The sequence below is a fragment of the Brevundimonas sp. genome, assembly GCF_051860745.1.
GTDB lineage: Bacteria > Pseudomonadota > Alphaproteobacteria > Caulobacterales > Caulobacteraceae > Brevundimonas.
In genome coordinates this window covers 11,763-33,669 of sequence record NZ_JBHYDN010000016.1, presented here as the reverse complement: position 1 = coordinate 33,669, position 21,907 = coordinate 11,763, and the positions used below count along the sequence as shown (strand labels likewise).

21 protein-coding genes, 1 tRNA gene and 1 other RNA gene are annotated in these 21,907 nt (G+C 68.4%); 8 read left to right on the top strand and 15 right to left on the bottom strand.

The window, feature by feature from the left end:
* Positions 1–10 precede the first annotated feature (10 nt).
* From mraY to sppA, 11 genes are all read right to left on the bottom strand, one after another.
* The gene (mraY, locus tag ACTIEW_RS14045) at positions 11–1,120 is read right to left on the bottom strand and encodes a phospho-N-acetylmuramoyl-pentapeptide-transferase (RefSeq protein WP_439478523.1); all 1,110 of its coding nucleotides are present in this window, start codon (positions 1,118–1,120) and stop codon (positions 11–13) included.
* Complete coding sequence (locus ACTIEW_RS14040) at positions 1,120–2,529, bottom strand: UDP-N-acetylmuramoyl-tripeptide--D-alanyl-D-alanine ligase (RefSeq protein ID WP_439478522.1); 1,410 nt, start codon at positions 2,527–2,529, stop codon at positions 1,120–1,122. The genes mraY and ACTIEW_RS14040 overlap by 1 nt, the downstream gene beginning before the upstream one ends.
* Positions 2,522–3,991, bottom strand: coding sequence for a UDP-N-acetylmuramoyl-L-alanyl-D-glutamate--2,6-diaminopimelate ligase (locus ACTIEW_RS14035; RefSeq protein WP_439478521.1), 1,470 nt, complete (start codon positions 3,989–3,991; stop codon positions 2,522–2,524). Before ACTIEW_RS14035 ends, ACTIEW_RS14040 begins: the two co-directional genes overlap by 8 nt.
* Positions 3,988–5,631: a peptidoglycan D,D-transpeptidase FtsI family protein gene (locus ACTIEW_RS14030; protein WP_439478540.1), complete on the bottom strand. Its 1,644-nt coding sequence runs from the start codon at positions 5,629–5,631 to the stop codon at positions 3,988–3,990. Before ACTIEW_RS14030 ends, ACTIEW_RS14035 begins: the two co-directional genes overlap by 4 nt.
* Positions 5,632–5,720: 89 nt before the next feature.
* The gene (gene ftsL / locus ACTIEW_RS14025) at positions 5,721–6,140 is read right to left on the bottom strand and encodes a cell division protein FtsL (RefSeq protein ID WP_439478520.1); all 420 of its coding nucleotides are present in this window, start codon (positions 6,138–6,140) and stop codon (positions 5,721–5,723) included.
* Positions 6,137–7,090, bottom strand: a complete 954-nt coding sequence (rsmH, locus tag ACTIEW_RS14020) for a 16S rRNA (cytosine(1402)-N(4))-methyltransferase RsmH (protein WP_439478519.1) — start codon at positions 7,088–7,090, stop codon at positions 6,137–6,139. The genes ftsL and rsmH overlap by 4 nt, the downstream gene beginning before the upstream one ends.
* A complete protein-coding gene (locus ACTIEW_RS14015) occupies positions 7,087–7,521 on the bottom strand; it encodes a division/cell wall cluster transcriptional repressor MraZ (RefSeq protein ID WP_439478518.1) in 435 nt (144 codons plus the stop codon). Before ACTIEW_RS14015 ends, rsmH begins: the two co-directional genes overlap by 4 nt.
* Positions 7,522–8,057: 536 nt before the next feature.
* An RNA gene (rnpB, locus tag ACTIEW_RS14010) (RNase P RNA component class A) lies at positions 8,058–8,437 on the bottom strand.
* Between the two features lie 118 nt (positions 8,438–8,555).
* On the bottom strand, positions 8,556–9,257 hold the full coding sequence (locus ACTIEW_RS14005) for an N-acetylmuramoyl-L-alanine amidase (RefSeq protein WP_439478539.1): 702 nt from the start codon (positions 9,255–9,257) through the stop codon (positions 8,556–8,558).
* Between the two features lie 68 nt (positions 9,258–9,325).
* Entirely contained in the window at positions 9,326–9,643 is a 318-nt protein-coding gene (locus tag ACTIEW_RS14000; protein WP_439478517.1) for a hypothetical protein, read from the bottom strand.
* A gap of 104 nt (positions 9,644–9,747) precedes the next feature.
* On the bottom strand, positions 9,748–11,529 hold the full coding sequence (gene sppA, locus ACTIEW_RS13995) for a signal peptide peptidase SppA (protein WP_439478516.1): 1,782 nt from the start codon (positions 11,527–11,529) through the stop codon (positions 9,748–9,750).
* A 223-nt stretch (positions 11,530–11,752) separates the two neighbouring features.
* On the opposite strand from sppA, the gene panD reads away from it, so the two are divergent.
* Together panD and ACTIEW_RS13985 are read left to right on the top strand one after the other, a co-directional pair.
* The gene (panD, locus tag ACTIEW_RS13990; protein WP_439478515.1) at positions 11,753–12,109 is read left to right on the top strand and encodes an aspartate 1-decarboxylase; all 357 of its coding nucleotides are present in this window, start codon (positions 11,753–11,755) and stop codon (positions 12,107–12,109) included.
* A gap of 45 nt (positions 12,110–12,154) precedes the next feature.
* Positions 12,155–12,433 (top strand): hypothetical protein, encoded by a 279-nt coding sequence (locus ACTIEW_RS13985; protein ID WP_439478514.1) that lies wholly within the window; start codon positions 12,155–12,157, stop codon positions 12,431–12,433.
* Positions 12,434–12,472: 39 nt separating this feature from the next.
* Here the strand turns inward: ACTIEW_RS13985 and ACTIEW_RS13980 are convergent, their stop codons facing one another.
* Positions 12,473–13,234 carry an SIMPL domain-containing protein gene (locus tag ACTIEW_RS13980; protein ID WP_439478513.1) on the bottom strand — a complete coding sequence of 254 codons (762 nt, stop codon included), beginning with the start codon at positions 13,232–13,234 and terminating at the stop codon, positions 12,473–12,475.
* Between the two features lie 210 nt (positions 13,235–13,444).
* Between ACTIEW_RS13980 and ACTIEW_RS13975 the strand changes: the two genes are divergently transcribed.
* Positions 13,445–13,520 (top strand) — tRNA-Ile (locus ACTIEW_RS13975).
* A gap of 61 nt (positions 13,521–13,581) precedes the next feature.
* On the opposite strand, the gene ACTIEW_RS13970 is transcribed toward ACTIEW_RS13975, so the two are convergent.
* On the bottom strand, positions 13,582–15,069 hold the full coding sequence (locus ACTIEW_RS13970; protein WP_439478512.1) for a hypothetical protein: 1,488 nt from the start codon (positions 15,067–15,069) through the stop codon (positions 13,582–13,584).
* Positions 15,070–15,082: 13 nt separating this feature from the next.
* Positions 15,083–16,567 carry a tetratricopeptide repeat protein gene (locus tag ACTIEW_RS13965; protein ID WP_439478511.1) on the bottom strand — a complete coding sequence of 495 codons (1,485 nt, stop codon included), beginning with the start codon at positions 16,565–16,567 and terminating at the stop codon, positions 15,083–15,085.
* A gap of 266 nt (positions 16,568–16,833) precedes the next feature.
* Here ACTIEW_RS13965 and ACTIEW_RS13960 point away from each other — a divergent pair, with 266 nt between their 5' ends.
* From ACTIEW_RS13960 to ACTIEW_RS13940, 5 genes are all read left to right on the top strand, one after another.
* Complete coding sequence (locus ACTIEW_RS13960; RefSeq protein WP_439478510.1) at positions 16,834–17,328, top strand: GAF domain-containing protein; 495 nt, start codon at positions 16,834–16,836, stop codon at positions 17,326–17,328.
* A gap of 175 nt (positions 17,329–17,503) precedes the next feature.
* Positions 17,504–18,181, top strand: coding sequence for an SDR family NAD(P)-dependent oxidoreductase (locus ACTIEW_RS13955; protein ID WP_439478509.1), 678 nt, complete (start codon positions 17,504–17,506; stop codon positions 18,179–18,181).
* Positions 18,181–19,038, top strand: coding sequence for an HpcH/HpaI aldolase/citrate lyase family protein (locus ACTIEW_RS13950; protein WP_439478508.1), 858 nt, complete (start codon positions 18,181–18,183; stop codon positions 19,036–19,038). Before ACTIEW_RS13955 ends, ACTIEW_RS13950 begins: the two co-directional genes overlap by 1 nt.
* A gap of 78 nt (positions 19,039–19,116) precedes the next feature.
* Positions 19,117–20,238 carry a beta-ketoacyl-ACP synthase III gene (locus ACTIEW_RS13945; protein WP_439478507.1) on the top strand — a complete coding sequence of 374 codons (1,122 nt, stop codon included), beginning with the start codon at positions 19,117–19,119 and terminating at the stop codon, positions 20,236–20,238.
* Complete coding sequence (locus tag ACTIEW_RS13940) at positions 20,238–20,669, top strand: hypothetical protein (RefSeq protein ID WP_439478506.1); 432 nt, start codon at positions 20,238–20,240, stop codon at positions 20,667–20,669. Before ACTIEW_RS13945 ends, ACTIEW_RS13940 begins: the two co-directional genes overlap by 1 nt.
* Here the strand turns inward: ACTIEW_RS13940 and ACTIEW_RS13935 are convergent.
* On the bottom strand, positions 20,653–21,876 hold the full coding sequence (locus ACTIEW_RS13935) for a M48 family metallopeptidase (RefSeq protein WP_439478505.1): 1,224 nt from the start codon (positions 21,874–21,876) through the stop codon (positions 20,653–20,655). The genes ACTIEW_RS13940 and ACTIEW_RS13935 overlap by 17 nt on opposite strands.
* Positions 21,877–21,907 lie beyond the last annotated feature (31 nt).

The window sequence follows — 21,907 nt, the reverse complement described above, 5'->3', positions numbered from 1 at the left end:
GCTTGCGTCGTCACCGCAGCTTCAGCGTGGCGAGGCCGACCAGAGCCAGCATGGCCGAAACGATCCAGAAACGGATCACCACCGTCGATTCCGGCCAGCCCATCTTCTCGAAATGATGGTGGATCGGGGCCATCAGGAAGATGCGCTTCTTCGTCGCCTTGAAATAGGCGACCTGGATCATGACCGAGGCGGCCTCGATGACGAACAGGCCGCCGACGATGCCGAGCACGAGCTCATGTTTGGTGGCCACAGCGATGGCGCCGAGCGCGCCGCCCAGAGCCAGAGAGCCGGTATCGCCCATGAATATCTTGGCCGGGGGCGCATTGTACCAGAGGAAGCCCGTGCCCCCGCCGATGATCGCCGCGGTGAATATCGCCAACTCGCCCGCGCCCGGCACATGGTGGACGCCGAGATAGTCCGAGAAGATGAAGTTGCCGACGAGGTAGGTGATGATGCCGAACGCGGCCGCCGCCATCATCACCGGGACGATAGCCAGGCCGTCGAGGCCGTCAGTCAGGTTCACCGCATTGGAAAAGCCCACCATGGTGAAGGCGGCGAACAGGACATAGAACCAGCCGACATTGAGCAGCACGGCCTTGAAGAAGGGGAAGGCGATCGAGGTCTCGAGGTTGGGCGAGGTCGGCGAAGCCTTCATCCAGATCACCGTCAGGATCCCGGCGATGACCGAGACGACCACCTGGGCCAGCAGCTTCTGTTTCGAGGTCAGCCCGGCCGAGGTCTGTTTCGACACCTTGGCGTAGTCGTCGACAAAGCCCAGCAGACCGAAGGCCGCCGTCACGCCGGAAACGATCCAGATATAGGGATTGGTCAGGTCGCCCCATAGAAACACCGCCACCGCGATGCCCGCCAGGATCATCAGCCCGCCCATGGTCGGCGTGCCGACCTTGGACAGGTGCGAGACCGGGCCGTCCGACCGGATCGGCTGGCCCTTGCCCTGTCTGAGCCGCATCCAGGCGATGAACCGGCTGCCCATGGCGACCGCGACGATCATGGCCGTGGCCATGGCCAGCGCCACGCGCACCGTCTGGTACTGGACCAGATTGAGCAGCGGATAGTCCTGCGCGATGTCGGCGTAGTGGAGATAGAGCAGATAAAACATCAGACGGCCCCTCCCGAGCCTTCTCCCAGAGCCGCCAGGGCCTTGGCCACCAGCGACGCCTTCGATCCGTTTGAACCCTTGACCATGACAATGTCGCCCCTGCCGACCAGCATGGCAGCCTCGGCGGCCAGTTCAGCGGCCGTCTCGCGCCACAAGCCCTGACGCGAGCCCGGCAGGTCGTCATAAAGCCGCTTCATCTCGGGCCCAGCGGCGTGGACCAGATCGAGGCCCGCCGCGTCGATTGGACCGGACAGACCCTCGTGCAGCGCCTCGGACTGGTCGCCCAGCTCCAGCATGTCCGTCAGGACCACGACCCGGCGGCCGCCTCTGGCGGGCAGCGGGCGGGCGCCGAGGCTGCGGAAGCCGGCGGCCATCGACAGCGGATTGGCGTTGTAGCTTTCGTCGATCAGGGTGAAGTCGCCGCCCGGCGCATGCACCACCATCGTCTGGCCCCGGCCCGCCAGCGGCTGGAACTCCGAAAGCGCGGCCAGGGCTGTGTCCAGCGGCACGTCCAGGGCGTCGAGCATCAACAGGACGCACAGGCTGTTCAGGCCCCAGTGGAAGCCGGACTGGGCCAAGGGGAAGTCGATGGTCTTGCCGAACAGCTCGGCCCTGACGCGGGCCCCTTCGTCGTTCGGCTGGAAGTCGATCAGTCGGGCGTCGCAACCGGCGGCCGATCCGAAGGTCGCGATCCGGGCCCCGGCGCGGCGGGCGGCCGCGTCCAGCACGCCGGCGAAGGCCACATCGGCGTTGAACACCGCTGCGCCGTTGTTGACCAAGCCCTCGAAGATGGCCGCCTTCTCCGCCGCCACCCCGGCCTCGCCATCCGTGAAGGCCTCGATATGCACCGGTCCGACAGTCGTGACGCAGGCCGCGTGCGGCCGGACCATTTTCGACAGCGGCGCGATCTCGCCGGGCGCGTTCATGCCGATCTCGAACACGGCGCGTTCGGTGGCGCGCGGCATCCGCGACAGGGTCAGCGGGACGCCGATATGGTTGTTGTAGCTCTTGATCGAGGCGTGGGACGGGCCGGCGAGATCCAGTCCGGCCTTGATCGCCTGGGTCACGCTGGTCTTGCCGACCGAGCCGGTGACGGCGCCGCGGCGCGCCCGTGTCCGATCGCGCGCCGCGACGCCGAGGGCCTCCAGACCGCGCAGGGTGTCGGCGACAACCACCGACGGGCCGCCCTCGACCACATGCTCCGTGATCGCCCCGGCCGCCCCCGCGGCGAAGGCGGCGGCGGCGAAGTCGTGGCCGTCCCGCACGCCCTTCAGCGCCAGGAACAGGTCGCCGGGCACGATCTCGCGGCTGTTGTAGGTGATGCCTGTCGTCTTGAAGGCGGCGCCGGACAGGGTCCCGCCGGTGGCGGCGACGATCTCGGCGGAGGTCCAGAGCGGTCTGTCAGGCATGGATGCGCAGGGCTTCGGCGGCTTCGGTGGCGTCATCGAACGGGTGGGTGACGCCGCCGACGATCTGACCCTGCTCATGCCCTTTTCCGGCGATGACCACCACATCTCCGTCGCTCATCATCTCGATCGCCTCGCGGATGGCGGCGCGACGGTCGCCGATCTCGCGCGCGGCGGGACAGGCCGCGCGAACGGCCTTGCGGATGGCGGCGGGGTCTTCAGAGCGAGGATTGTCGTCCGTCACGATGGCGACGTCGGCCAGCCGCCCGGCGATCTCGCCCATCATCGGCCTCTTGGCGGTGTCGCGATCGCCGCCGGCCCCGAACACCACGATCAGTCGGCCGGTCGCATGCGGCCGCAGCGCCTTCAGCACGGTCTCCAGCCCGTCGGGGGTGTGGGCGTAGTCGACATAGACTTCGCCGCGGCCTGAACCGGAAATGCGCTGTAAACGTCCTTGCGCGCCCGTGATCTTTTCCAGCCCGGCCAGCACCCGCTCGGGCGTCTCGCCGGCGGCGATGCACAGGCCGGCGGCCACCAGGGCGTTCGAGGCCTGGAAGGCCCCCGCCAACGGCAGCAACACCTCATGCAGCGCGCCCCGCACATCGATAGTCAGGCGCTGCCCCCCGGGCACGGCGCGACGCCCGATCAGCGACAGGTCGCGCCCCCGTTCGCCCACGCCCATGACGCCCAGGCCCGACATGATCGAGGCCGCCGCAAAGCTGGAATAGGCGTCAGAGTCGGCGTTCAGCACGGCCGTGCGCCCACGCGGCAGCAGGGTCTCGAACAATCGCAGCTTGGCGTCGCGATAGGCGGCCATGTCGCCATGATAGTCGAGATGGTCCTGGCTCAGATTGGTGAAGGCGGCGGCCTGCAGGGTCACCCCGTCCAGCCGGCGCTGGTCGATGCCGTGCGACGAGGCCTCGAGCGCCAGATGGGTGACACCGCTTGCGGCCAGGTCGGCCAGCATCCGCGCCGCGTCGGCGGCGTCCGGGCTGGTCAGGCCCGGTCCCGTCAACTCGCGGTTAACGTTACCCGTTTGCGCCAAAACCCCGAGCGTCCCCATGCTTGCGGCATGCAGGCCCAGGGCGGCCCAGATCTGGCGGCAGAAGGCGGCGACCGAGGTCTTGCCGTTGGTGCCGGTGACGGCGACGCAGGTCGCAGGCTGGGACCCGTAAAAGCCGCGCGCGGCGATGGCGTAGGCACGGCGCACGTCGCCCGAGGTGATCAGCACCGGCGCCAGCCGGGCGTCCGTATCCACCGGGGCCAGAACCGCGGCGGCGCCCTGCGACAGGGCCTGGGGAATAAAGGCGCGGCCGTCGGCGGCGCTACCCGGCAGGGCCACGAACAGGGAGCCCGGCGCGACCTTGCGGCTGTCGGCCGTAACGCCGGTGATCATCGGATCAGCGGCTACGTCGCGGCGCAGCAGTTCCGACAGCTTGATCGGGGCGGGCCGGGTCGCGCTCATCGCCCGTCGCCTTCCAGATCCTCAAAGGCCGGGATGCGGTCGCCGAGGGCGGTGCGGTAGGGATCGGCGCGGCGCGCCACGCCGACAAAGCCGGCGATGCGGTCAGCGATGCGTCCCACGGCCGGGGCGGCGACGAAGCCGCCGGTGCGGGGCCAGGTCTGGGGCTCGTCGATCAGCACCAGAATCTGGTAGCGGCGCGCATTGACCGGGCCGTCGGCGGGGAAGACCCCGGCGAAGGTGCCGACAGCGTGGGCCGCGTTGTAGCGGCCGTTGACCGACTTGTTGGCCGAGCCCGTCTTGCCGCCGACCCGCAGGCCCGGCGCCTCTGCCCGGCCCCCCGAGCCGCGCACGACGTTGCGGCGCATCAGGTCCAGCATGGTCAGGGAGGTTTCGGGCGAGACAATCTGCCGGCCCCGCACATCCGGCCGACCGCCCTTGCGCAGGGTCAGGGGAATGAAGCGCCCGCCGTTGGTCAGCGCCCCCATGGCCGCGGCCATCTGCATCGGAGTGATCGAGATGCCGTAGCCGAAGGACAGCGAGGCCAGGGTCGAATCCGACCATTCGCGCGGCACGATGGGCGCTTCCGACGGGATCTCGAACGGCGCCCGCGACATCAGGCCGAAGCGTTCGAAATAGTCGTGCATCACGCGCGGCCCCATCTCGGTCGACAGGCGCGAGGTGCCGATGTTGGACGAGTGGAGATACACTTCCTCCAGCGTCATCACCTTGTTCTGGGCGTGGAAGTCGGTGATGCGACGGTTGCCGATCTGCAGCGCCTCCGAGGCGTCCAGCAGGGTGTTCATGTCGGCCCGGCCGGTATCGATGGCGGCGGCGACGGTGAAGGTCTTGAACACCGACCCCATCTCATAGGTGGCGGCGGTGGCGAGGTTGCGCGAGTTGGACGCCGGCCAGCTGGCCATGCCCAGAACCTCGCCGGTCTGGACGTCGGTGATGATGCCGACCGCGCCCTTGGCGCCGGCGGCGGTCGCGGCGGCGGCCAGTTCATTCTCCAGCACGCCCTGCACGCGCAGGTCGATGGAGATCTGGAAACTCTCGCCCCGGGCTCCGGCGGCGCGGATCTCGTCATTGAAGGCGCGTTCGGCGGCGGACAGACCGATTCCGCCAGTGTCGACATTGCCGACCACATGGCGGGCGGACTCGCCGAGCGGATGGACGCGAACGTCCTCGGGCTCGAAGGTGATCCCACCGAGGGCCAGATTATGGAGCGCCACCTTTTCGCGCGGCGTCAGACGGTTGACCACCAGCAGGCGGCGGTCGCCATACAGGGCCGTCTCGAGCCGGGTCTTCGACACGCGAGGCAGGGCGCGCCGGATCTGCGCAGCGGCCGCCCGGCGGTCCCAGACCTGGGCCGGATCGATATAGAGGCCGTAGTGGACGATGTTGGTGGCCAGCAGCGCCCCGTTGCGGTCGACCATGTCGGCGCGCACGACCGCATTGGGATGGTTCGACGCGCCACCGCCGGCGCCCGCCGTCAGCAGGGCCGCGTGCACGGCGCCGAGCGTCAGGCAGATGAAGGCGAAGGAAAAGGCCGACAGGATGACGAAGATGCGGACCCGCGTGTCCTCCTCGGGCCGGGCGTTGGCGTGGGCGCGGCCAAAGGCGTGCTCGACCCACCACATGGCCTCGGTCAACCAGCGCCATGAGGGCGTGTACCGCCGCACGCCCCAGGACGGAGCGGGCCGCGGCCCGACGTGCGGATCATGCACGCTCACGGCTCGTCTCCCGGAACGGGATCAGCGACAGGCGCATCAGCGGCGGCGGGCGGCGTCGGCGCGATGATAACCGGGCGCGGCTCGGGGATCGGGGCCAGGTTCGGCAGGTTCTCGGCCGTGGCCTGACGGTGCACATCGACGGGGCCCAGACCCGCGCCGCGCGACAGCGCCTCGAGCCGGTTGGGCTGTTCCAGCCGGGCGACCTCGGCGCGCAGCAGGCGCACCCGCTGGCCGTTGTCGCTGATCTGCCGCTCGAGATCGGAAATGCGAGCGCTCTCGCGGGCCGCAGCGGCCTTGGCCAGATAGACCGAGAACACCATGGCGGCGACCAGCAGCACGCCGATAATCTCGACCCAGCGGACACCGCGGATCTTCCAGGCGTAGAGCCGGTTCAGGGTGGCGACGGCCGAGCTCATGCGGCGATCCTCCCCCAAGGCGCGGCGTCGGTGCGGACGGCGGCGCGCAGCTTGGCTGAACGAGCGCGGGGATTGTCCGCCCGTTCCGCATCGCCGGCTTCACGCGCGCCCTTGAACGACAGGGTGAAGCTGGGCTTGCGGGTCTCGATCGCCACCGGGGCGTGGCGCGAACCGCCCGGTGCGTTGCCGGTGCGCTCGGTCAGGAACGCCTTGACGATCCGGTCCTCGAGCGAATGGAAGGTCACCACCGCCAGCCGCCCGCCGGGCGACAGGGCGGCCTCGGCGGCCTCCAGCCCCTGACGCAGCTGGCCGAGTTCGTCGTTCACGGCGATGCGCAAGGCCTGAAACACGCGCGTGGCCGGATGGATCGGCGCGCCGCGGCGTCCGCCGAGGGCCTTCTCGACCACCTCGGCCAGATCCAGCGTGCGCTCGAACGGCCGCTCGACGCGGCGGCGCAGGATGGCGGTCGCCACCCGGCCCGACTGACGCTCGTCGCCGTAGAGTTTGAAGATGTGGGCCATCGGCCCGTGTTCCCAGCCGTTGACGATGTCGGCGGCGGTCTCGCCCTCGTCGGACATCCGCATGTCCAGCGGACCGTCGCGCATGAAGGAAAAGCCGCGCCCAGCCTGGTCCAGTTGCATGGACGACACGCCGATATCGAACACCACCCCGTCCAGCCGCGCCTCGCCGCTGTCGGCGAAGGCCTCCGCCAGACCCGAAAAAGGCGTGCGCACCAGCCGGAATTTGCCGGGATAGTCGTTGGCGACGGCGTCGGCGTGCGACTGGACCGTCGGGTCGCGGTCCAGCGCGATGACCGTCGCTCCGGTGGCGAGGATGGCGCGGGTATAGCCGCCGGCGCCGAAGGTGGCGTCGATGATCACATCCCCGGCGCGCGGGGCCAGGGCCTCGATGACTTCGTCGAGCAGGACGGGGGCGTGAGGCGACGTCATCCGCCCTCCCCGTTCATGACCTCCCGGGCCAGGGCCCGGCGGGTGTCGAGGCGGGCCTTCCAGCGCGCCCGGTCCCAGATTTGGAAGCGCGGCCCGAGACCGATGATTGCTACGTCCTCACCGAGGCCGGCGTCCTGACAGAGGCTTTCCGGCAGGGTGATCCGGCCGCCGCCGTCGTAGGAGAGCGGGCGCTGACCGGCGTAGAAGGTCTCTTCGAGGGCGGTGCGTTTGTCGCTGCCGAACGGCAGAGCCTCAATCCGGGCGACATATTCGGCCATCAGCCGGTCGCCGCCGGCCTCGAGGCAGTCATCGGCCAGGGCGAAGAAGCAGAAGACGCCGTGCTCGGCGCCGTTGTCGGCGGTGCGGTACTCCTGCGGGATCAGCAGGCGTCTCTTGCCGTCCAACTGTTTCTCGTAGGTCGAGAGAAACACGCCTGCCCCAAACTCGGACCTCTCGATCCGCCCCTCTGATCCCCGTGAACACCACGCGGCGCACGCCGACTTCGCGCCAAGCGTCTGGGATAGCATGGGATGAACTGGGCCTCAATGGGATTAGTTGACGCCGGTTAACCTCAATTGCGGCGAACTACGCTGTATATGTGAGAACATAGATAGAACATCTACAGTATAAACAGCCTGTGGACCAATCCTGCGCCGCATTCAGGGCCAAAGGGTTAACGGCGCGCCGGCCCGCGGAACCGTCAGGCGATGTACGGGTTTTTCAGCCATGCCAAACAAGCGCGAACCCGCAGACCCGACGAAGCCGATGTCCCCCCGGGCCGTCGATGGCGCAGTTGTCGTCAAGGATCCGCCAGAAGCCGCCATGGATCTCACTGCGGACGCGGCGGAAATTTCCGGCCTCCGCCTGATCGACGCTGCCGACAGGGCCCGAAAGCGCCTCTAGCGCGCCCCCACGCTCAAGCAGTGAGCGACCGCGTCGCGAACGATAGCGCACCCCTAAAGAGATAAATGTCAGACGGCCTGTAAGCCGGGTTCTGTTCCGCCCCGGAGGACGGTGACGATCATTCCTCTGGACCGCCCATTGCTGAACGGTTCTCGCGACCTACCCGGACGCCTCGGGCGGTGAACCCTGCAGCCGAAGCCGCGCGACATCCCTATTCGGTCTTGCTCCAGGCGGGGCTTGCCATGCCGTCCCTGTTGCCAGGCACGCGGTGGGCTCTTACCCCACCCTTTCACCCTTCCCTGCCCCGAGAGGCAGGCGGTTTGCTTTCTGTGGCGCTATCCCTCGGGTCGCCCCGGGCGGGTGTTGCCCGCCGCCTCTTCACCGTGGAGCCCGGACTTTCCTCGACGGAGGCATAGCCCCCGCCGCGACCGCCCGGCCGTCTGACGGGGCCTAGGTGGGCGTTTCGACAGGCGACGTCAAATTTCTCCCTCCCCTTTATGGGGAGGGACGGCGAGGCGCAGCCGAGCCCGGGTGGGGAACGCCGGCGCCAAGCTCCCGGAAGTCAGTTCAACACCCCGGTCACGCTCTCCGCCGTCGCCAATTGCAGCACCCCCATCAGCGTCGCCCGCGTCTCGCCGTCGGCGATCCCGTCCACCGTTCCCGGCCGCCAGTGGCGCTGAAAGGCTTCGACGGTCAGCCGGGTCGCCTTGTCATAGGTTCCGCCGGGCGCAAGCGCATAGCCCAGCCGGTGCAAGCCGGCGCGCAGCACGATCACCCCCAGCCCCTCGTCTCCGACGCCCAGCAGCACGCCCAAGGCAGCGATCCGCTCGGGCGCCGGTTCGAACCACAGGCCGTGCCCGACCGAGGCCAGCCGCTTCCATGGAAACCGCTCGCCGGGATCCTGTTTACGCTCAGGCGCAAGGTCGGAGTGGCCGATGATGCGGGCGTCCGGAATGGTCCAGCGGGTGCGGATGTCGTTGATCAGGCTGATCACCGCGTCGATCTGGATCTCCGGGAAATCGCGATAGCCGAACTCATGGCCCGGATTGACGATCTCGATGCCGATCGAGGCGGCGTTGCAGTCGGTCTCGCCCTGCCAGGCGCCAGCGCCGGCGTGCCAGGCGCGGCGTTCCTCGGCCACCAGCCGCAGGATCGACCCGTCCTCATCGACGACATAGTGGGCCGAGACTTTCGCCTCGGGATCACGCAGGCGGGCGACGGCCTCATCGGCGGATTTCATGCCGGTATAGTGCAGAACCAGCATGTCGGGCGGGCCGCGGCGGGCGTCGAAATTGGGTGACGGGGCGTCCTTCACGGTCAGCACGGCGCGACTTACCGGCCCGGCCGCTCCCAGCCATAGGCGACCCAGGCGCCGTCGACCTTGTGCGCCTCGATGACGTCGTCGTCGCGACGGGTGCGGACGACGGCCTTGCGCCGGGCGCCCATGGCCAGACCTGCGAAGAAGACCAGGACGGCGGCGAACAGCGCGATGACGGCTACCGCGACGGCGGTGAAGACCGCCAGCACAGCGCCGACGGCCATGGCGAGGAGGGTCGCGATCACGCCGCCCAGCCACATGACCGGAGCCAGCAGTCCGTTCGACGGACGGCGCGCTGACGGGCCGAAGATCAGACGGTCGGACTGGGTCATCAAATCACCTTCGCAGACGCTGGAAGAACAACGTCGAACTCTCAATGTCGGTCCACATGGGTGAACGGTCAATGACCGGCCCCTTCACAGGCGAGTGTTCCGCCTCAATACGGCTGGTCCGCGAGCACCGAAGCGCCGGAGGCCCGGGCCCGTTCGGTCTGGATGCGGCGAACGGTCGCCTCCGCCGCCGGGTCGTTCATGACCCCGCCGATCCCGACTAGGACCCGCGCCGCCTCGCCCGAAACGCCGAACACCTGCGACAGGACCTCGAACGGCGACTGTGCCTCCGGATAGCGTTTGAACCGCACCGAATCCCCGGCCGGAATGCGGGCCAGTTCGCGCGCCTTGGCGATGGCCTCTTCCAAGCCGCCGAGCTGGTCAACCAGGCCGATCTGTCGGGCCTGCGCGCCGGTCCAGACGCGGCCGCGGGCGATCTCGCGCACCCGGGCGGGCGGCAGGCGGCGGCCGGCCGCGACGCGGGCGATGAACTCTTCATAGGTGCGGTCGATCTGGGCCGCGAAGGCCGTGCGCTGCGCCGGGCTGAAGTCCTGCGCCGGCGAGAAGGCGTCAGCGTAGTTGCCGCCGATCGACAGGTTGCGCATATCGACGCCGAACCGGCCCAGGGCGTCGGCCAGCACGAATTTGCCGCCATAGACGCCGATCGAGCCGGTCAGGGTCGAAGGCTGGGCCACGATCCAGTTGGCTTCCGAGCTGATCCAGTAGCCGCCCGAGGCGGCATAGTCGCCCATCGACACCACCACCGGCTTGCCGGCCGCCTTGGCCGCGCGCACCGCCGCCAGGATCTGTTCCGAGGCTTCCGGTGAACCGCCGGGCGAAGAGACGCGGAAGACGATGGCCTTGACGCTGTCGTCCTCGATGGCGTCGTAGAGGGCCTCGGCGAGGTCATCCGACATGATCGACGACCCGCTGCCGAACGGGTCGGCGCTGCCGCCCGTGCCGGTCATGATGGAGCCCTCGCCGCCGACGATGGCTATGGCGTTGCGGCCCGAGCCGCCTCGCTCGCCTTGCGACGCGGCATAGTCGGAAAACTCCATGATCTCGGCGTTGCGGCCGGCCCGGCGCTTCGCCTCGGCCTCGGCCTCCTCGACCTGGCCGATCTTGTCGATCAGACGCCGTTGCAGCGCCTGGGCCGACGAATACGGGCCGGCCTCGATCGTGGCGCGGAGCGCGGCCGGGGTCACCTTCCGGTCCTGCGCCGCATTGGCGAGGGCCGAAGTGTAGATGGACGTCATCCAGGCCGTCATCGCCTCGCGGTGGGCCGGGGTGAAGTCGCTCTGGGTGTATTCGTTGACCGCGTTCTTGTACTCGTAGCGCTGTTCGAACTCGGCGTTGACGCCGTATTTGTCGAAGGCGCGGCCCAGGAAGATGCTCTCGGCTGAAAAGCCCGCCAGCTGGAAACCGGCCGTGTTCTGCATCCACAACTCGGAGGCCGAGGCCCCGATCATATAACTGGAGACCGTGGCCCCGACCGGCTGAAAGCCCTGGCTGTGGGCGAGGACGACCTTGCCCGAGGCGCGGAAGCGGCGGATCGCCTGGCGAATCTCGTCGGCGGCGGCGGGGGTGATCCCGGCCTCCGGCAGACGGATCAGCAGAACCTTGACCCGGTCATCGTCCTCGGCCTGGGCCAGGGTATCGACGATCTGCAGCGTCGACAGGCCCGACCCGCCGAAGATGGCGAACGGATTGTTGGGGGCCTGGTCGGTGACGCCTTCGCGCAGGTCCAGCTCCAGCACCGTATTGCGCGGGGTCGGCTCCTCGGACGACGCCGCGCCGATCGCGATGACGATGAAGATGAACGGCACCACCACCAGGAAGAGGAACATCCCGGCAAAGACGCCGAGCATGGTGAGGAAAAACTGCTTCATGGCGAGGGGAGTCGTCCGGAGCGCGGGCCGGGTCATGGCCACATTTTGACCATAGGGCGGCGAGCCCTGCCGTCAAATGAACGTCACGTAACGCGCGAGCCGCGCCGCAGCATCGGATGCTGCATTGCAACGACAACGATTGATGGCGGGTCCCGAAACCCCTATATGAGCGATCTGCGAGCGGGGGCCGAACGCCCCGCGTCACATCCGGACCGCACTCCCCATGCTGGTCACCCTGATGAAGGCCAAGCTGCACCGCGCGACGGTGACCCAGGCCGACCTCGACTACGAAGGCTCGATCGCCATCGACAGCGATCTGCTGGACGCCGCGGGCATCTTTCCGCACGAACAGGTCGATGTGTTGAACATCACCAACGGCGCCCGATTCACGACCTACGCCATCGAGGCCCCGCGCGGCTCGCGCGTCATCGGCGTCAACGGCGCCGCCGCCCGTCTGGTGCAGAAGAACGACAAGGTCATCGTTGTGACCTACGGCCAGCTGCCGGAAGAAGAAGCCCGCCAGTGGTCGCCGACCGTGGTCCTGCTGGACGACAATAACGAGATCAAGCGCGCGGCTTGACGGCGACGCGGTTCAAGACTCCCCTGTCCGGCGGGAGGATGACCGATGGCGCGTACGCTTCAGGGACTGCAGTGGCTGCTTTTCGCCCTCTATGCGGTTGCGGGCGCGGTCGCCCTGCTGATCGCCACTCCCGCCGGCCTGCGCCTGCTGGGCCAGCCGGACAGCCTTCTGACCTTCCTGCCCGCCAAAATCCTTGGCCTGCCGTGGAGCTTACCGCTGTGGTTCATGGACGACGGCCCGATCACGGCGCTGGCGGTCCTGGGCATCTGCTACGGCATGAACATCGGCGTCGGCCTGATGCTGGCGCGCAGTTCGCGGGGTTGAGCAGCGGCCCTGAAGGGATCAGGGCCGCGCCTCAACGACCTACCGGTTCAGATCATAGACCCCGGTGATTTCGATCCGGACGGTCAGCTCGCCCGCCGCGACCGGCGTTGAGCCGCCCGAATCCATGGCCATTTCGGCCCGGGCGTACTGCAGCTGCGGGCGAGGCGCATAGCCGCCGCCTTCCGAGAGTGAGCGGATGCCGCCCAGCTCCACGCCCAGGGCCTGGGCGTAGAGCGCCGCCTTGGCCTGCAGGTTGCGCACGGCGATCTGGCGGGCCTGGTTCTCGGCCGCCGTCGGATCCTTGAGGCCGAAGCCGATGCCGTTGATCTGGTTCACCCCGGCCGCGACCACGGCGTCGGCCGTCGTCCCGACCTTCGTCAGATCGTTGATGATCACCGTCACCTGGTTCGAGGCCTGATAGCCGCGCAGCCGCGGCGGCTCGTTCTGGACGTAGTCATATTGGGCCGACAGGTTCAGACCCGAGGTCTGGACGTCGCGGGCCTCGATCCCCGCCCGGCGCAGGGCGGCCATGACCTGGTTCATCCGCGCGGCGTTCAGGCTCATCGCCTCGGCGGCGGTGGTCGCCTCGGTGACCACGCCGAAGCTGATGGTGGCCATGTCCGGCGCGGTCTTGACCTCGCCATAGGCCGACAGGTTCAGCGCCGGCCGTTCGGCCATGGCGTGGATCATCATCGGCGCGCCGCCATCCGGCTGCGACTGGGCCATGGCGGCCGGAGCGCCCAGGGCGACAGCGGCCATCAGGGCTCCGCCCAGCATCAGGGCGCGGGTGTTGCGGGTCATGTCGGTAGTCTCCAGTGAACGAGGACGATCCATCCAGCGCCGATCATGTCGGCGAGCCGTGGCCTAACCTTGGCCGTTTGTAGCTGATGAACGCGCGAACCGCCCTTGCAGGTTCCATTCATCGGCGTGAAATCGGCGCAACCCCGGCGCCGCGCGGATGGCGCTTGGCAATGCGCGGGACGGCCTGCTAGGCCGAACCGTCGTCCCGGAGGGCGCGTAGCTCAATGGTTAGAGCCGACCGCTCATAACGGTCTGGTTGCAGGTTCGAGTCCTGCCGCGCCTACCACCTCGCGAAAACGGCCCCGGACGCGCTGCGCCGGGGCCGTCCTCGGGTCGATGTTCAGACGTCAGCGGTTGAAGAAGCCGCCACTGCGCCAGCGGTTGTCGCCGCGATTGCGTTCGTCGCGAACATAGCGGCCGTCGCGGGTGTAGTAGCCGATGCCGCTCTGGTACTCGCGATAGCCTTCCAGCTGATAGCCATCGTCCTGGTAGGGCAGGCCCAGCAGGCCGTCCTCGTTTTCCCACCAGTTCTGGGGATAGGCGCCGTACATGCATTCCCAGCCGTCGCCGCCCCGCCAGTAGGGCTCGTAGCGGCCGCGATAGCGGTCGCGGAACTGGGCGCGGCACAGATACTGCGACCAGACCCGGTTGCCGCTGGCTTCGACCGTGGCGCGGTTCTCTGCGTAGATCACCTCGCGAACGCCCGAGAAGACGTTGTTGACGACCACGGCATGGCCCGAGGCGGCGGCGACGCCGACCGTCGCCGCGCGAATACGGCTGTCGGTCAGGCGCAGTTCGCCATTGTAGAGGACCACGCCCTTGTCGGACCGGCCGATGCGGCTGTTGGTGATAGCGACCGAGGCCCCTTCGATGGCCACCCCCTCGACATAGCCGAGGATGGCGGTGTTCTCGATCTCGACCCGGCCGTATTCCCGACCCGACCGAATGACGATCCCGATCGAGCGCGGCCCGAAGGCGTTGGGCGCGTCCGTGCCCTTCAGGGTGACAGCCGACAGACGCGAGGTCTGACCGGCGCCCGGGACCAGTTCAAGCCCGGACTGGGCGCCGGTGACCGCCAGCTCATGGGCGGTCAGCACCGCGCCGTCGGCGACGATGGCCGGGGCGATGGTCTGGGCGTCGATGATGGTGTTGCGGATGTCGATCAGACCGCCGTCGGCATAGATGGCGGCCTCATCGCCCGCATGGCGGAAGCCGACGCGATTCATGACGATTTCGGCGCCGTAGCCGACGATACAGGCGGCGTCGCCCGCGCGCGGCGAGGCGAAAATCATGTCGCGGATCTCGACCCGCACGCCCTGCGCCACCGTCATACAGGGCAGGCCGTCGGGAGCCATCAGGGTCGGAGCCGGATTGCTGGCCCAGTCACGCGGGTCGAAGCCGCCCTCGCCGATGATGGTCAGCGGCTTGTCGATGTTCAGCCAGCCGACGCAGGCGCCGCCGCGGGCGCGGATGACCAGGGTGCCGCCGGGGCGCACCCGGCGCACCGCGTCCTCGACCCCCCCGGTGCCGGGATTGCCGCCGCAGTCGATCAGCACGATCTCCTCGCCGCCGGGCCGATAGGGGCCGGGGCGCCAGTCGGGACGGTGCTGACCATAGTCATAGCGCCGGTGGCGCGAGCCGCGGCCGCGCGAGCCGCGCGACGGCGGATCCAGCAGGACGCCGAAATTCGGGCGCGTCTGGCTTTCGACCTTGGCCGCGACCTGGGCGTGGGCGGACCCGTCGCCCAGGGCGAAGACGGTGACGGCCGAGGCGATGGCGGCGACGCCGCCGATCAGGCCCAGGATCGTGCGATGAGAGGTGCGGTTCGTGATCATGCTTCCGCCCTCCTTAGCGGCGCTGCTGCGAACGGGAGACCTGGGCCAGCACCGCCTGGAGGCGGCCGGCCGAGGGGCCGAAGCCGGACAAGGCGGAGTCGATGCGGAAGGCCACGGCCTGGGCCTTGTCCTGGTCCGCCACCCCGGAGACGCCGAGCGCGAAATAGCTCGACATGGCGAATTTGGCTTCGGGGCTGCCCTGACGCGCCGCCTCTTCGAACCATTTGAAGGCGCGGGCGTAGTCGGCGGGCAAGCCTATGCCCTCGGCGTACATCACCGCCAGCACCAGCTGGGCCTCCGACGACCCGTTGATGGCGGCCATCTGGATGGCGCGAACGCGTTCCAGATAGGACAGTCGGCCTTCCATCAGATGACCGAGCATGGCCTCCAGCGTCTCGACCTGGCGCTTGGACAGGTCTTCCGGGCGGGCCGCGGCGGTGTCGGTGATCCCCAGATAGCGCAGGGCCCGGCCGACGTGGACGAACGGCAGTTCCGTCGCCATCCGCCCCAGCGCATACTCATAGGCGTCGCCGCGCGGACGGCTCTCGTCCGAGAAAGGCACGCCTGATCGCGGCGCGCTGTTGGGATAGAATTCGAACGGCGGCGTCCACTGCCGCGCCTTGGTCTCGACGAAGCCCTGGTACTGGCCGCGGCTGGGGGCCGAGCGCTCGAAATCCTTCAGCAGGACATAGGCCCCGACATCCCCGGTCTGCACCGCCAGATAGTTGTACAGATAGGCGTCGACGTCGTTGCGCTGGAACAGGTTGGTGGCCGAGTAATAGCCGCGCCGGTTGCGGTCGCGGCTGTTGCCGCTGGTGTTGCGGCCCCAGGCCTCCCGGGCCTCGCGATTGTCCTCGGGCTCGCCGAACGGGCCGTACAGGCCGTCGTGCAGCCGGGCCAGGGTGCGGTAGCCGTAGGCGTCCTGGGTCGACAGCACATAGATGACGCGATCGCGGACGGCCTCCTGCTCGTCGCGGGTCATCTGGCCCAGCTGGCGGTCCAGACGCTGATAGGCCGTGTGCCGTTCATAGGCGCGGCAGTCGTCGTATTTGGACAGCGGCCGCCAGCCGCCGAAGCCGCCGCGGTCGACGCGGTTGATCGGGGCGTAACCCTCGTCATTGGCCAGCGCCATGGCGTACCAGGTGGCGCTTTCGATTGGATCCTCAATGTTCTTGTCGGTCGCCCGGATCGCCGCATAGCGCCCGCCGAGTTCCAGCTGGGCGAAGAAGTCGCCACGGAAGGCCGCGCGCCGCAGCGCCCGCAGGCCGGTTTCCTGGGCGTTGAATTCGGACCCGGTCAGGGAGGCGGGACGCGGACAGGCGTTGGAGGCCGTGTCGTTACGCTGCCAGAACTGCGCACCGTTGCCGCTGCCGTTGCCGCACGAGACCATGCCGAGCGCGGTCAGGGCCAGCACGCCGGCGACCGCTGCGATGGCGACGGGACCGCGGCCCCGAGCGAAACGGGAGCCGCCTTCCTGGTTGGATCGACCCTCGCTCATACTCCCCCTCATACGACTAAAACGGGCAGCCCCCCGCCCATCGCGCGTACCTTTGCGTAAGCGGGACAGTCCGGCCCTGTTAACCTTCTGTCAAGGTAAACGCCGGTTTCCGATAAAGCGTTGCCGCATAGCGGCCTTTTTGTGGTCCGGAGATAGTTTTCCACGGGAATCAGCGGGTTGTGCACTCGCCTGTCAGGGGAAACAGACCCCTCGCCAGTCGGGCGAAGGCTGCTTATATGGGTCGTCCGGACTCCTGGAGCACACCGATGGCCTACGCCGCCCGCGACGATCGATCCGCCGACAAGGCCGCCCGCTACGCCGAGGTCGAGGCCGAAATTCTGGCCGTTCTGGACGGTGAACCCAACCGCACCGCGCGCATGGCCACGGTCGCCTCCATGCTGGCTGATGCCTTTCCCGCCTTCTTCTGGGCCGGCTTCTACGTCGTCGACCCGGACAAGGCCGAGGAACTGGTCGTCGGCCCATATCAGGGTACACTGGGCTGTCTGAGGATCGCCTTCGGCCGCGGCGTCTGCGGCGCGGCGGCGCGGGATCGCACAACGCAGATCGTCGACGACGTCCACGCCTTCCCCGGCCACATCGCCTGCGACAGCCGCTCGGCCAGTGAGATCGTGGTCCCGGTGTTCGACGCCTCGGGCGCCCTGATCGCCGTCTTCGACGTGGACGCGACGGTGACGTCCGCTTTTGACGCATTGGACGCCACGGCTCTGGAACGGCTCCTAAGCCGGGTGTTTGCTCAATAAACGCCGTCATCCTCGGGCTTGTCCCGAGAACCCATGGCTCAGTAGCCTCGATCGCTGGTCAGGGAAGGAACGCGGAAAGACAGGCCGGAATCGGCCGCCCGAACGACGGAAAAATGGGTCCTCGGGACAAGCCGGAGGATGACGGGTATGGGGAAACGGATTTGGGAGTGTCACGATGTCTGGTCGAGTGATCGCCGTCACGGGAGGCCATGGGGTGTTGGGCCGGGCCGTGGTCGAGGCCGCCCTGGCCGACGGGCTCAAGGTCGCGGTGATTGACCACATATCGGGCCAGACCGCCCCCGACGGCGTGCTCGAGCTCGGTGGCGTCAACCTGACCGACCCCGCCTCGGCCGCGAAGGCCATCGACGCCGTGGCGGCCCGGTTCGGCAGGCTGGACGCCCTGCTCAACATCGCCGGCGGCTTCGTCTGGCAGATGACGGACGACGCCGACCCGGCCTGGGCGAAGATGTTCGCCCTCAACCTGACGACGGCCCTGAACGCCAGCCGCGCCGCCCTGCCCCACCTGAAACGCTCCGACGAAGGCCGCATCGTCAATGTCGGGGCCAATGCGGCGCTGAAGAGCGCGGCGGGCATGGGCGCCTACGCCGCCTCCAAGGCCGGCGTCCATCGACTGACTGAAAGTCTGGCCGAGGAGCTGAAAGACACGTCGGTGACCGTCAACGCCGTCCTGCCCTCGATTCTCAACACCGCCCAGAACCGCACTGACATGCCTGACGCCGATCCGGCGAAATGGGTCGCGCCGGCCGACCTGGCGCGGGTCATGCTGTTCCTCGCCTCGCCCGAAAGCCGCGCCATCACCGGCGCTCTGATCCCGGTCACGGGAAAGGTCTGATGCAGCTCACCCGCTCGGTCCTCTATCTGCCTGCCAGCAACCCGCGCGCGATCGAAAAGGCGCGCGGCTTGAACGCCGACGCCGTTATCCTGGACCTCGAGGACGCCGTCGCGCCCGACGCCAAGGTCGAGGCCCGGCAGGCCGCCATCGAGGCCCTCTCGGCGGGCGGTTTTGGCGGCCAGGTGGGGGTCCGCGTGAACGGCCTCGACACCCGTTGGGGCGCGGACGATCTGACGGCCCTCTGCGTTCACAAACCCGACTTCGTCGTCGCCCCCAAGATCGAGAGCCCGGAGGCCGTCCGCGAGGTCGCCGCCCGCCTGCCCGGCGGCGTCGCCCTGTGGATTATGGTCGAGACCCCGCTGTCGGTCCTGCGCCTTGACCAGATCGCCGGCGCCGGCGCGCCGCTCGCGGCCCTGGTGCTCGGCATCAACGACTTCGCCGAGCGGATGAACCTGGTGCTGGACGCCGACCGCGAGCCGATGAAGCCCTGGCTGGCCGCCGTGGTCGCCGCCGCGCGCGGTCACGGCCTGCTGGCCATCGACGGCGTGGTCAACGCCACCGACGACGCCGACCGCCTCCGGACCGAATGCCTGCAAGGCCGCGCCTTCGGCTTCGACGGCAAGAGCCTGATCCATCCGGCCCAGATCGACGCCGCCAACGCCGCCTTCTCGCCCTCCCCCGAAGAGGTCGCCAGGGCCCGCGAGGTCGTCGCCGCCTTCGCCGCCGCCGACGCCGAGGGCAAGGGCGCGATCCGGGTCGGCTATCGCATGGTCGAACGCCTGCACCTCGATGCCGCCCACCGGTTGCTGGTGCGCCATGAGGCGGCCTCGACGCCGCCCACAGTCAGGCCTATCTAGTCCGTCCAGAAACAGAACCCGGCGAACCGCCCTCAAGCAGCGAGCGGCCGCGCCGCGAGCGATAGGGCCCCGCCTCATATGTCTCATGCCGTTATCGCCGCCACCGGCCTGTTCACGCCCCACCAGTCGATCTCCAACGCCGAACTGGTAGTCGCCTACAATAAGTACGCCGAGCGGTTCAACGCCGACCACGCCGCCGAAATCGCCGAGGGCGATGTCGCCGAACTGACCCCCTCCTCGGTCGAGTTCATCGAGAAGGCCTCGGGCATCAAGTCGCGCTTCGTGCTCGACAAGGCCGGCGTCCTCGATCCAGCCCGGATGGCCCCGAACATCCCCGAGCGCGCCGACGAGGACCTCTCGGTCATGGCCGAAATGGCCGTCGTCGCCGCCCGTCAGGCCCTCGCCGCCTGGGACAAGCCCGTCTCCGGGATCGGCGCGGTCCTGTGCGCCGCCTCTAACATGCCCCGCCCCTATCCGGCCCTGTCGATCGAGGTGCAGCAGGCCCTGGGCATCGACGGCTTCGCCTTCGACATGAATGTGGCCTGCAGTTCGGCCACCTTCGGCATCAAGACCGCCGCCGACTTCATCGCCTCGGGCTCGGTCAAGGCCGTGCTGATGGTCAACCCCGAGGTCTGCTCGGCCCATCTGAATTTCCGCGACCGCGACAGCCATTTCATCTTCGGCGACGTCGCCACCGCCGTCATCGTCGAGTCCTCGGACCAGGCCGGCCCCGGCGGATGGGACATCCTCGGGACGCGGCTGAAGACGGCCTTCTCGAACAACATCCGCAACAATTTCGGCTTCCTGAACAACGCCGCGCCCGAGGGCATCGGCGCGCCCGACAAGATGTTCGTCCAGCAGGGACGCAAGGTCTTCAAGGATGTGGTTCCGATGGTGTCCGAGATGATCGTCGGCCACGCCGCCGACCTCGGCATCGACCCCGCCACCCTCAAGCGGATGTGGCTGCACCAGGCCAATATCAACATGAACCAGTTCATCGGCCGCAAGGTGCTGGGCCGCGAGCCGACGCCCGAGGAGAACGTCATCATCCTCGACGAATACGCCAACACCTCATCGGCCGGCTCGATCATCGCCTTCCACCTGCGCCAGCAGGACATGGTGACCGGCGACATCGGCCTGATCTGCAGCTTCGGCGCCGGCTACTCCGCCGGGACCGTGTTCGTGCGGAAGCGCGCCTGATGGTCGACCGTAACGATATCGGCGCCGTCGTCGACGCCATGTACGCCTGCATCTCCGGCCCGGCAGGCCCGCGCGACTGGACGACCCAGCGGGAGATTTTCCACCCCGACAGCCGTCAGGCCCGCACCAGCCACGACGCCGACGGCCGGCCGACCATGATCGTGATGGGCCGCGAGGAATATCAGGCCAATGTCACGCCCTTCTTCGAGGCCAATGGCTTCTTCGAGGTCGAGATCAGCCGCCGGATCCAGGAGTTCGGCAACATGGCCCACGTCTGGAGCGTCTACGAGGCCCGCACCGCCCCGGAGGACGCCGAGCCCGAACGCCGCGGGATCAATTCGATCCAGCTTTGCCGGGGCCCGGACGGCCTGTGGTCGATCCTGCACATGATCTGGGACAACGAGCGTCCCGGTCTCACGGTGTCGGCGTAACCGCGGCAGCGGGCGGGGGCGCGGTGGCCGGCGCGTTGGCCGGGTGCGTCGCCTTCCATTCCATCGCCATGCGAATGCGGTTCTCGACCGAGGGGTGGTCGTAGAAGATGAACTCCTCGATCGCCGACGGCGATGGCGCGCGATACTCGGCCGTCTTGATCAGCGCCTTCGACAGCCCGTCCGGCTCATTGGCGTGGACCAGCGAGAACTGGTCTGCGTCGGTTTCGATCAAGCGGATCATGGTCGACTGGACCGGCGTCGACAGCAGGCCGATCACCGCGCCGATGGCCGCCAGCACGGGCAGACCAGCGGGATCGGCGACATCTCCCACCCGGCTCGCACCCAACAGCCGTTTCGCCAGCGGGAACAGCCTGTCCACCAGCCAGAAGCCGATCGCCGCCAGCAGGACCATGATCCCGGCCATCCACAGCGAATGCATGTGGACATAATGGCCCATCTCGTGACCGACCACGCCGCGCACCTCGGCCAGATCGGCGCCCTTGGCGAACATCACATCGCTCATCGCCACCCGCGCCGAGCCGAACAGGCCTGAAACATTGGCCGTGTAGCGGTCCGACTGTTTCGAGCCGTCATAGATGTAGATCTTGTCGTCCGGCGTCCCCGTCCGGTGGGCCAGCTCAACCACCGAGTCTCGCATCGGACCGTCGGGCGCCGGCGTATAGGTGTTGAACAGCGGCTCAATGAAGATCGGCAGAACCAGCAGCAGGAAGATGATGGCCACGGCGGTCAGGCCGGCGCCCCACGCCCACCACAGCCGCCTGGCATGCCGGATGATGAAATACAGGGCCACGATCAGCAGGCCCATGAAGACAGTAGAAATCCCCGTGCTCAGGGCCGCCTCGCCCAGCCAGCCGGCCAGCGGTTGTTCCGTCAGCCCGTACTGCTTTTCGCGCCACCAGCTCTGGTAGATGGCCCAGGGCAGGGTCAGGACCGAACTCATCAGCAGATAGACGACGCCCACGACCAGCGAGACCAGTTTCGGCCGTTTGCGCCGCCGCTCGATCCGGTCGCGGATGCCGCTGAGAATACCCGTGCGGATGATGATCCAGGCCACGACAATGCTGACGATCGCGCCCCACAACATGAGCCAGTGGCCGCCGCGCGTATAGGCCACGGCCCGTTCCAGATCCTCCGGCGAGATGGTCGCCAGCCAGCGTGCGGTCTCGGCCGCGGGGTCGATGCTCATGTCGGTGCCCTCCCTGACCCGGGAAGTTGAC

Coding starts and splice junctions, on each gene's coding strand:
- mraY (WP_439478523.1), bottom strand. CDS start 1,120: ATGTTTTATCTGCTCTATCTCCACTACGCCGACATCGCGCAGGACTAT.
- ACTIEW_RS14040 (WP_439478522.1), bottom strand. CDS start 2,529: ATGCCTGACAGACCGCTCTGGACCTCCGCCGAGATCGTCGCCGCCACC.
- ACTIEW_RS14035 (WP_439478521.1), bottom strand. CDS start 3,991: ATGAGCGCGACCCGGCCCGCCCCGATCAAGCTGTCGGAACTGCTGCGC.
- ACTIEW_RS14030 (WP_439478540.1), bottom strand. CDS start 5,631: ATGTGGTGGGTCGAGCACGCCTTTGGCCGCGCCCACGCCAACGCCCGG.
- ftsL (WP_439478520.1), bottom strand. CDS start 6,140: ATGAGCTCGGCCGTCGCCACCCTGAACCGGCTCTACGCCTGGAAGATC.
- rsmH (WP_439478519.1), bottom strand. CDS start 7,090: ATGACGTCGCCTCACGCCCCCGTCCTGCTCGACGAAGTCATCGAGGCC.
- ACTIEW_RS14005 (WP_439478539.1), bottom strand. CDS start 9,257: ATGCTGGTTCTGCACTATACCGGCATGAAATCCGCCGATGAGGCCGTC.
- ACTIEW_RS14000 (WP_439478517.1), bottom strand. CDS start 9,643: ATGACCCAGTCCGACCGTCTGATCTTCGGCCCGTCAGCGCGCCGTCCG.
- sppA (WP_439478516.1), bottom strand. CDS start 11,529: ATGAAGCAGTTTTTCCTCACCATGCTCGGCGTCTTTGCCGGGATGTTC.
- panD (WP_439478515.1), top strand. CDS start 11,753: ATGCTGGTCACCCTGATGAAGGCCAAGCTGCACCGCGCGACGGTGACC.
- ACTIEW_RS13985 (WP_439478514.1), top strand. CDS start 12,155: ATGGCGCGTACGCTTCAGGGACTGCAGTGGCTGCTTTTCGCCCTCTAT.
- ACTIEW_RS13980 (WP_439478513.1), bottom strand. CDS start 13,234: ATGACCCGCAACACCCGCGCCCTGATGCTGGGCGGAGCCCTGATGGCC.
- ACTIEW_RS13970 (WP_439478512.1), bottom strand. CDS start 15,069: ATGATCACGAACCGCACCTCTCATCGCACGATCCTGGGCCTGATCGGC.
- ACTIEW_RS13965 (WP_439478511.1), bottom strand. CDS start 16,567: ATGAGCGAGGGTCGATCCAACCAGGAAGGCGGCTCCCGTTTCGCTCGG.
- ACTIEW_RS13960 (WP_439478510.1), top strand. CDS start 16,834: ATGGCCTACGCCGCCCGCGACGATCGATCCGCCGACAAGGCCGCCCGC.
- ACTIEW_RS13955 (WP_439478509.1), top strand. CDS start 17,504: ATGTCTGGTCGAGTGATCGCCGTCACGGGAGGCCATGGGGTGTTGGGC.
- ACTIEW_RS13950 (WP_439478508.1), top strand. CDS start 18,181: ATGCAGCTCACCCGCTCGGTCCTCTATCTGCCTGCCAGCAACCCGCGC.
- ACTIEW_RS13945 (WP_439478507.1), top strand. CDS start 19,117: ATGTCTCATGCCGTTATCGCCGCCACCGGCCTGTTCACGCCCCACCAG.
- ACTIEW_RS13940 (WP_439478506.1), top strand. CDS start 20,238: ATGGTCGACCGTAACGATATCGGCGCCGTCGTCGACGCCATGTACGCC.
- ACTIEW_RS13935 (WP_439478505.1), bottom strand. CDS start 21,876: ATGAGCATCGACCCCGCGGCCGAGACCGCACGCTGGCTGGCGACCATC.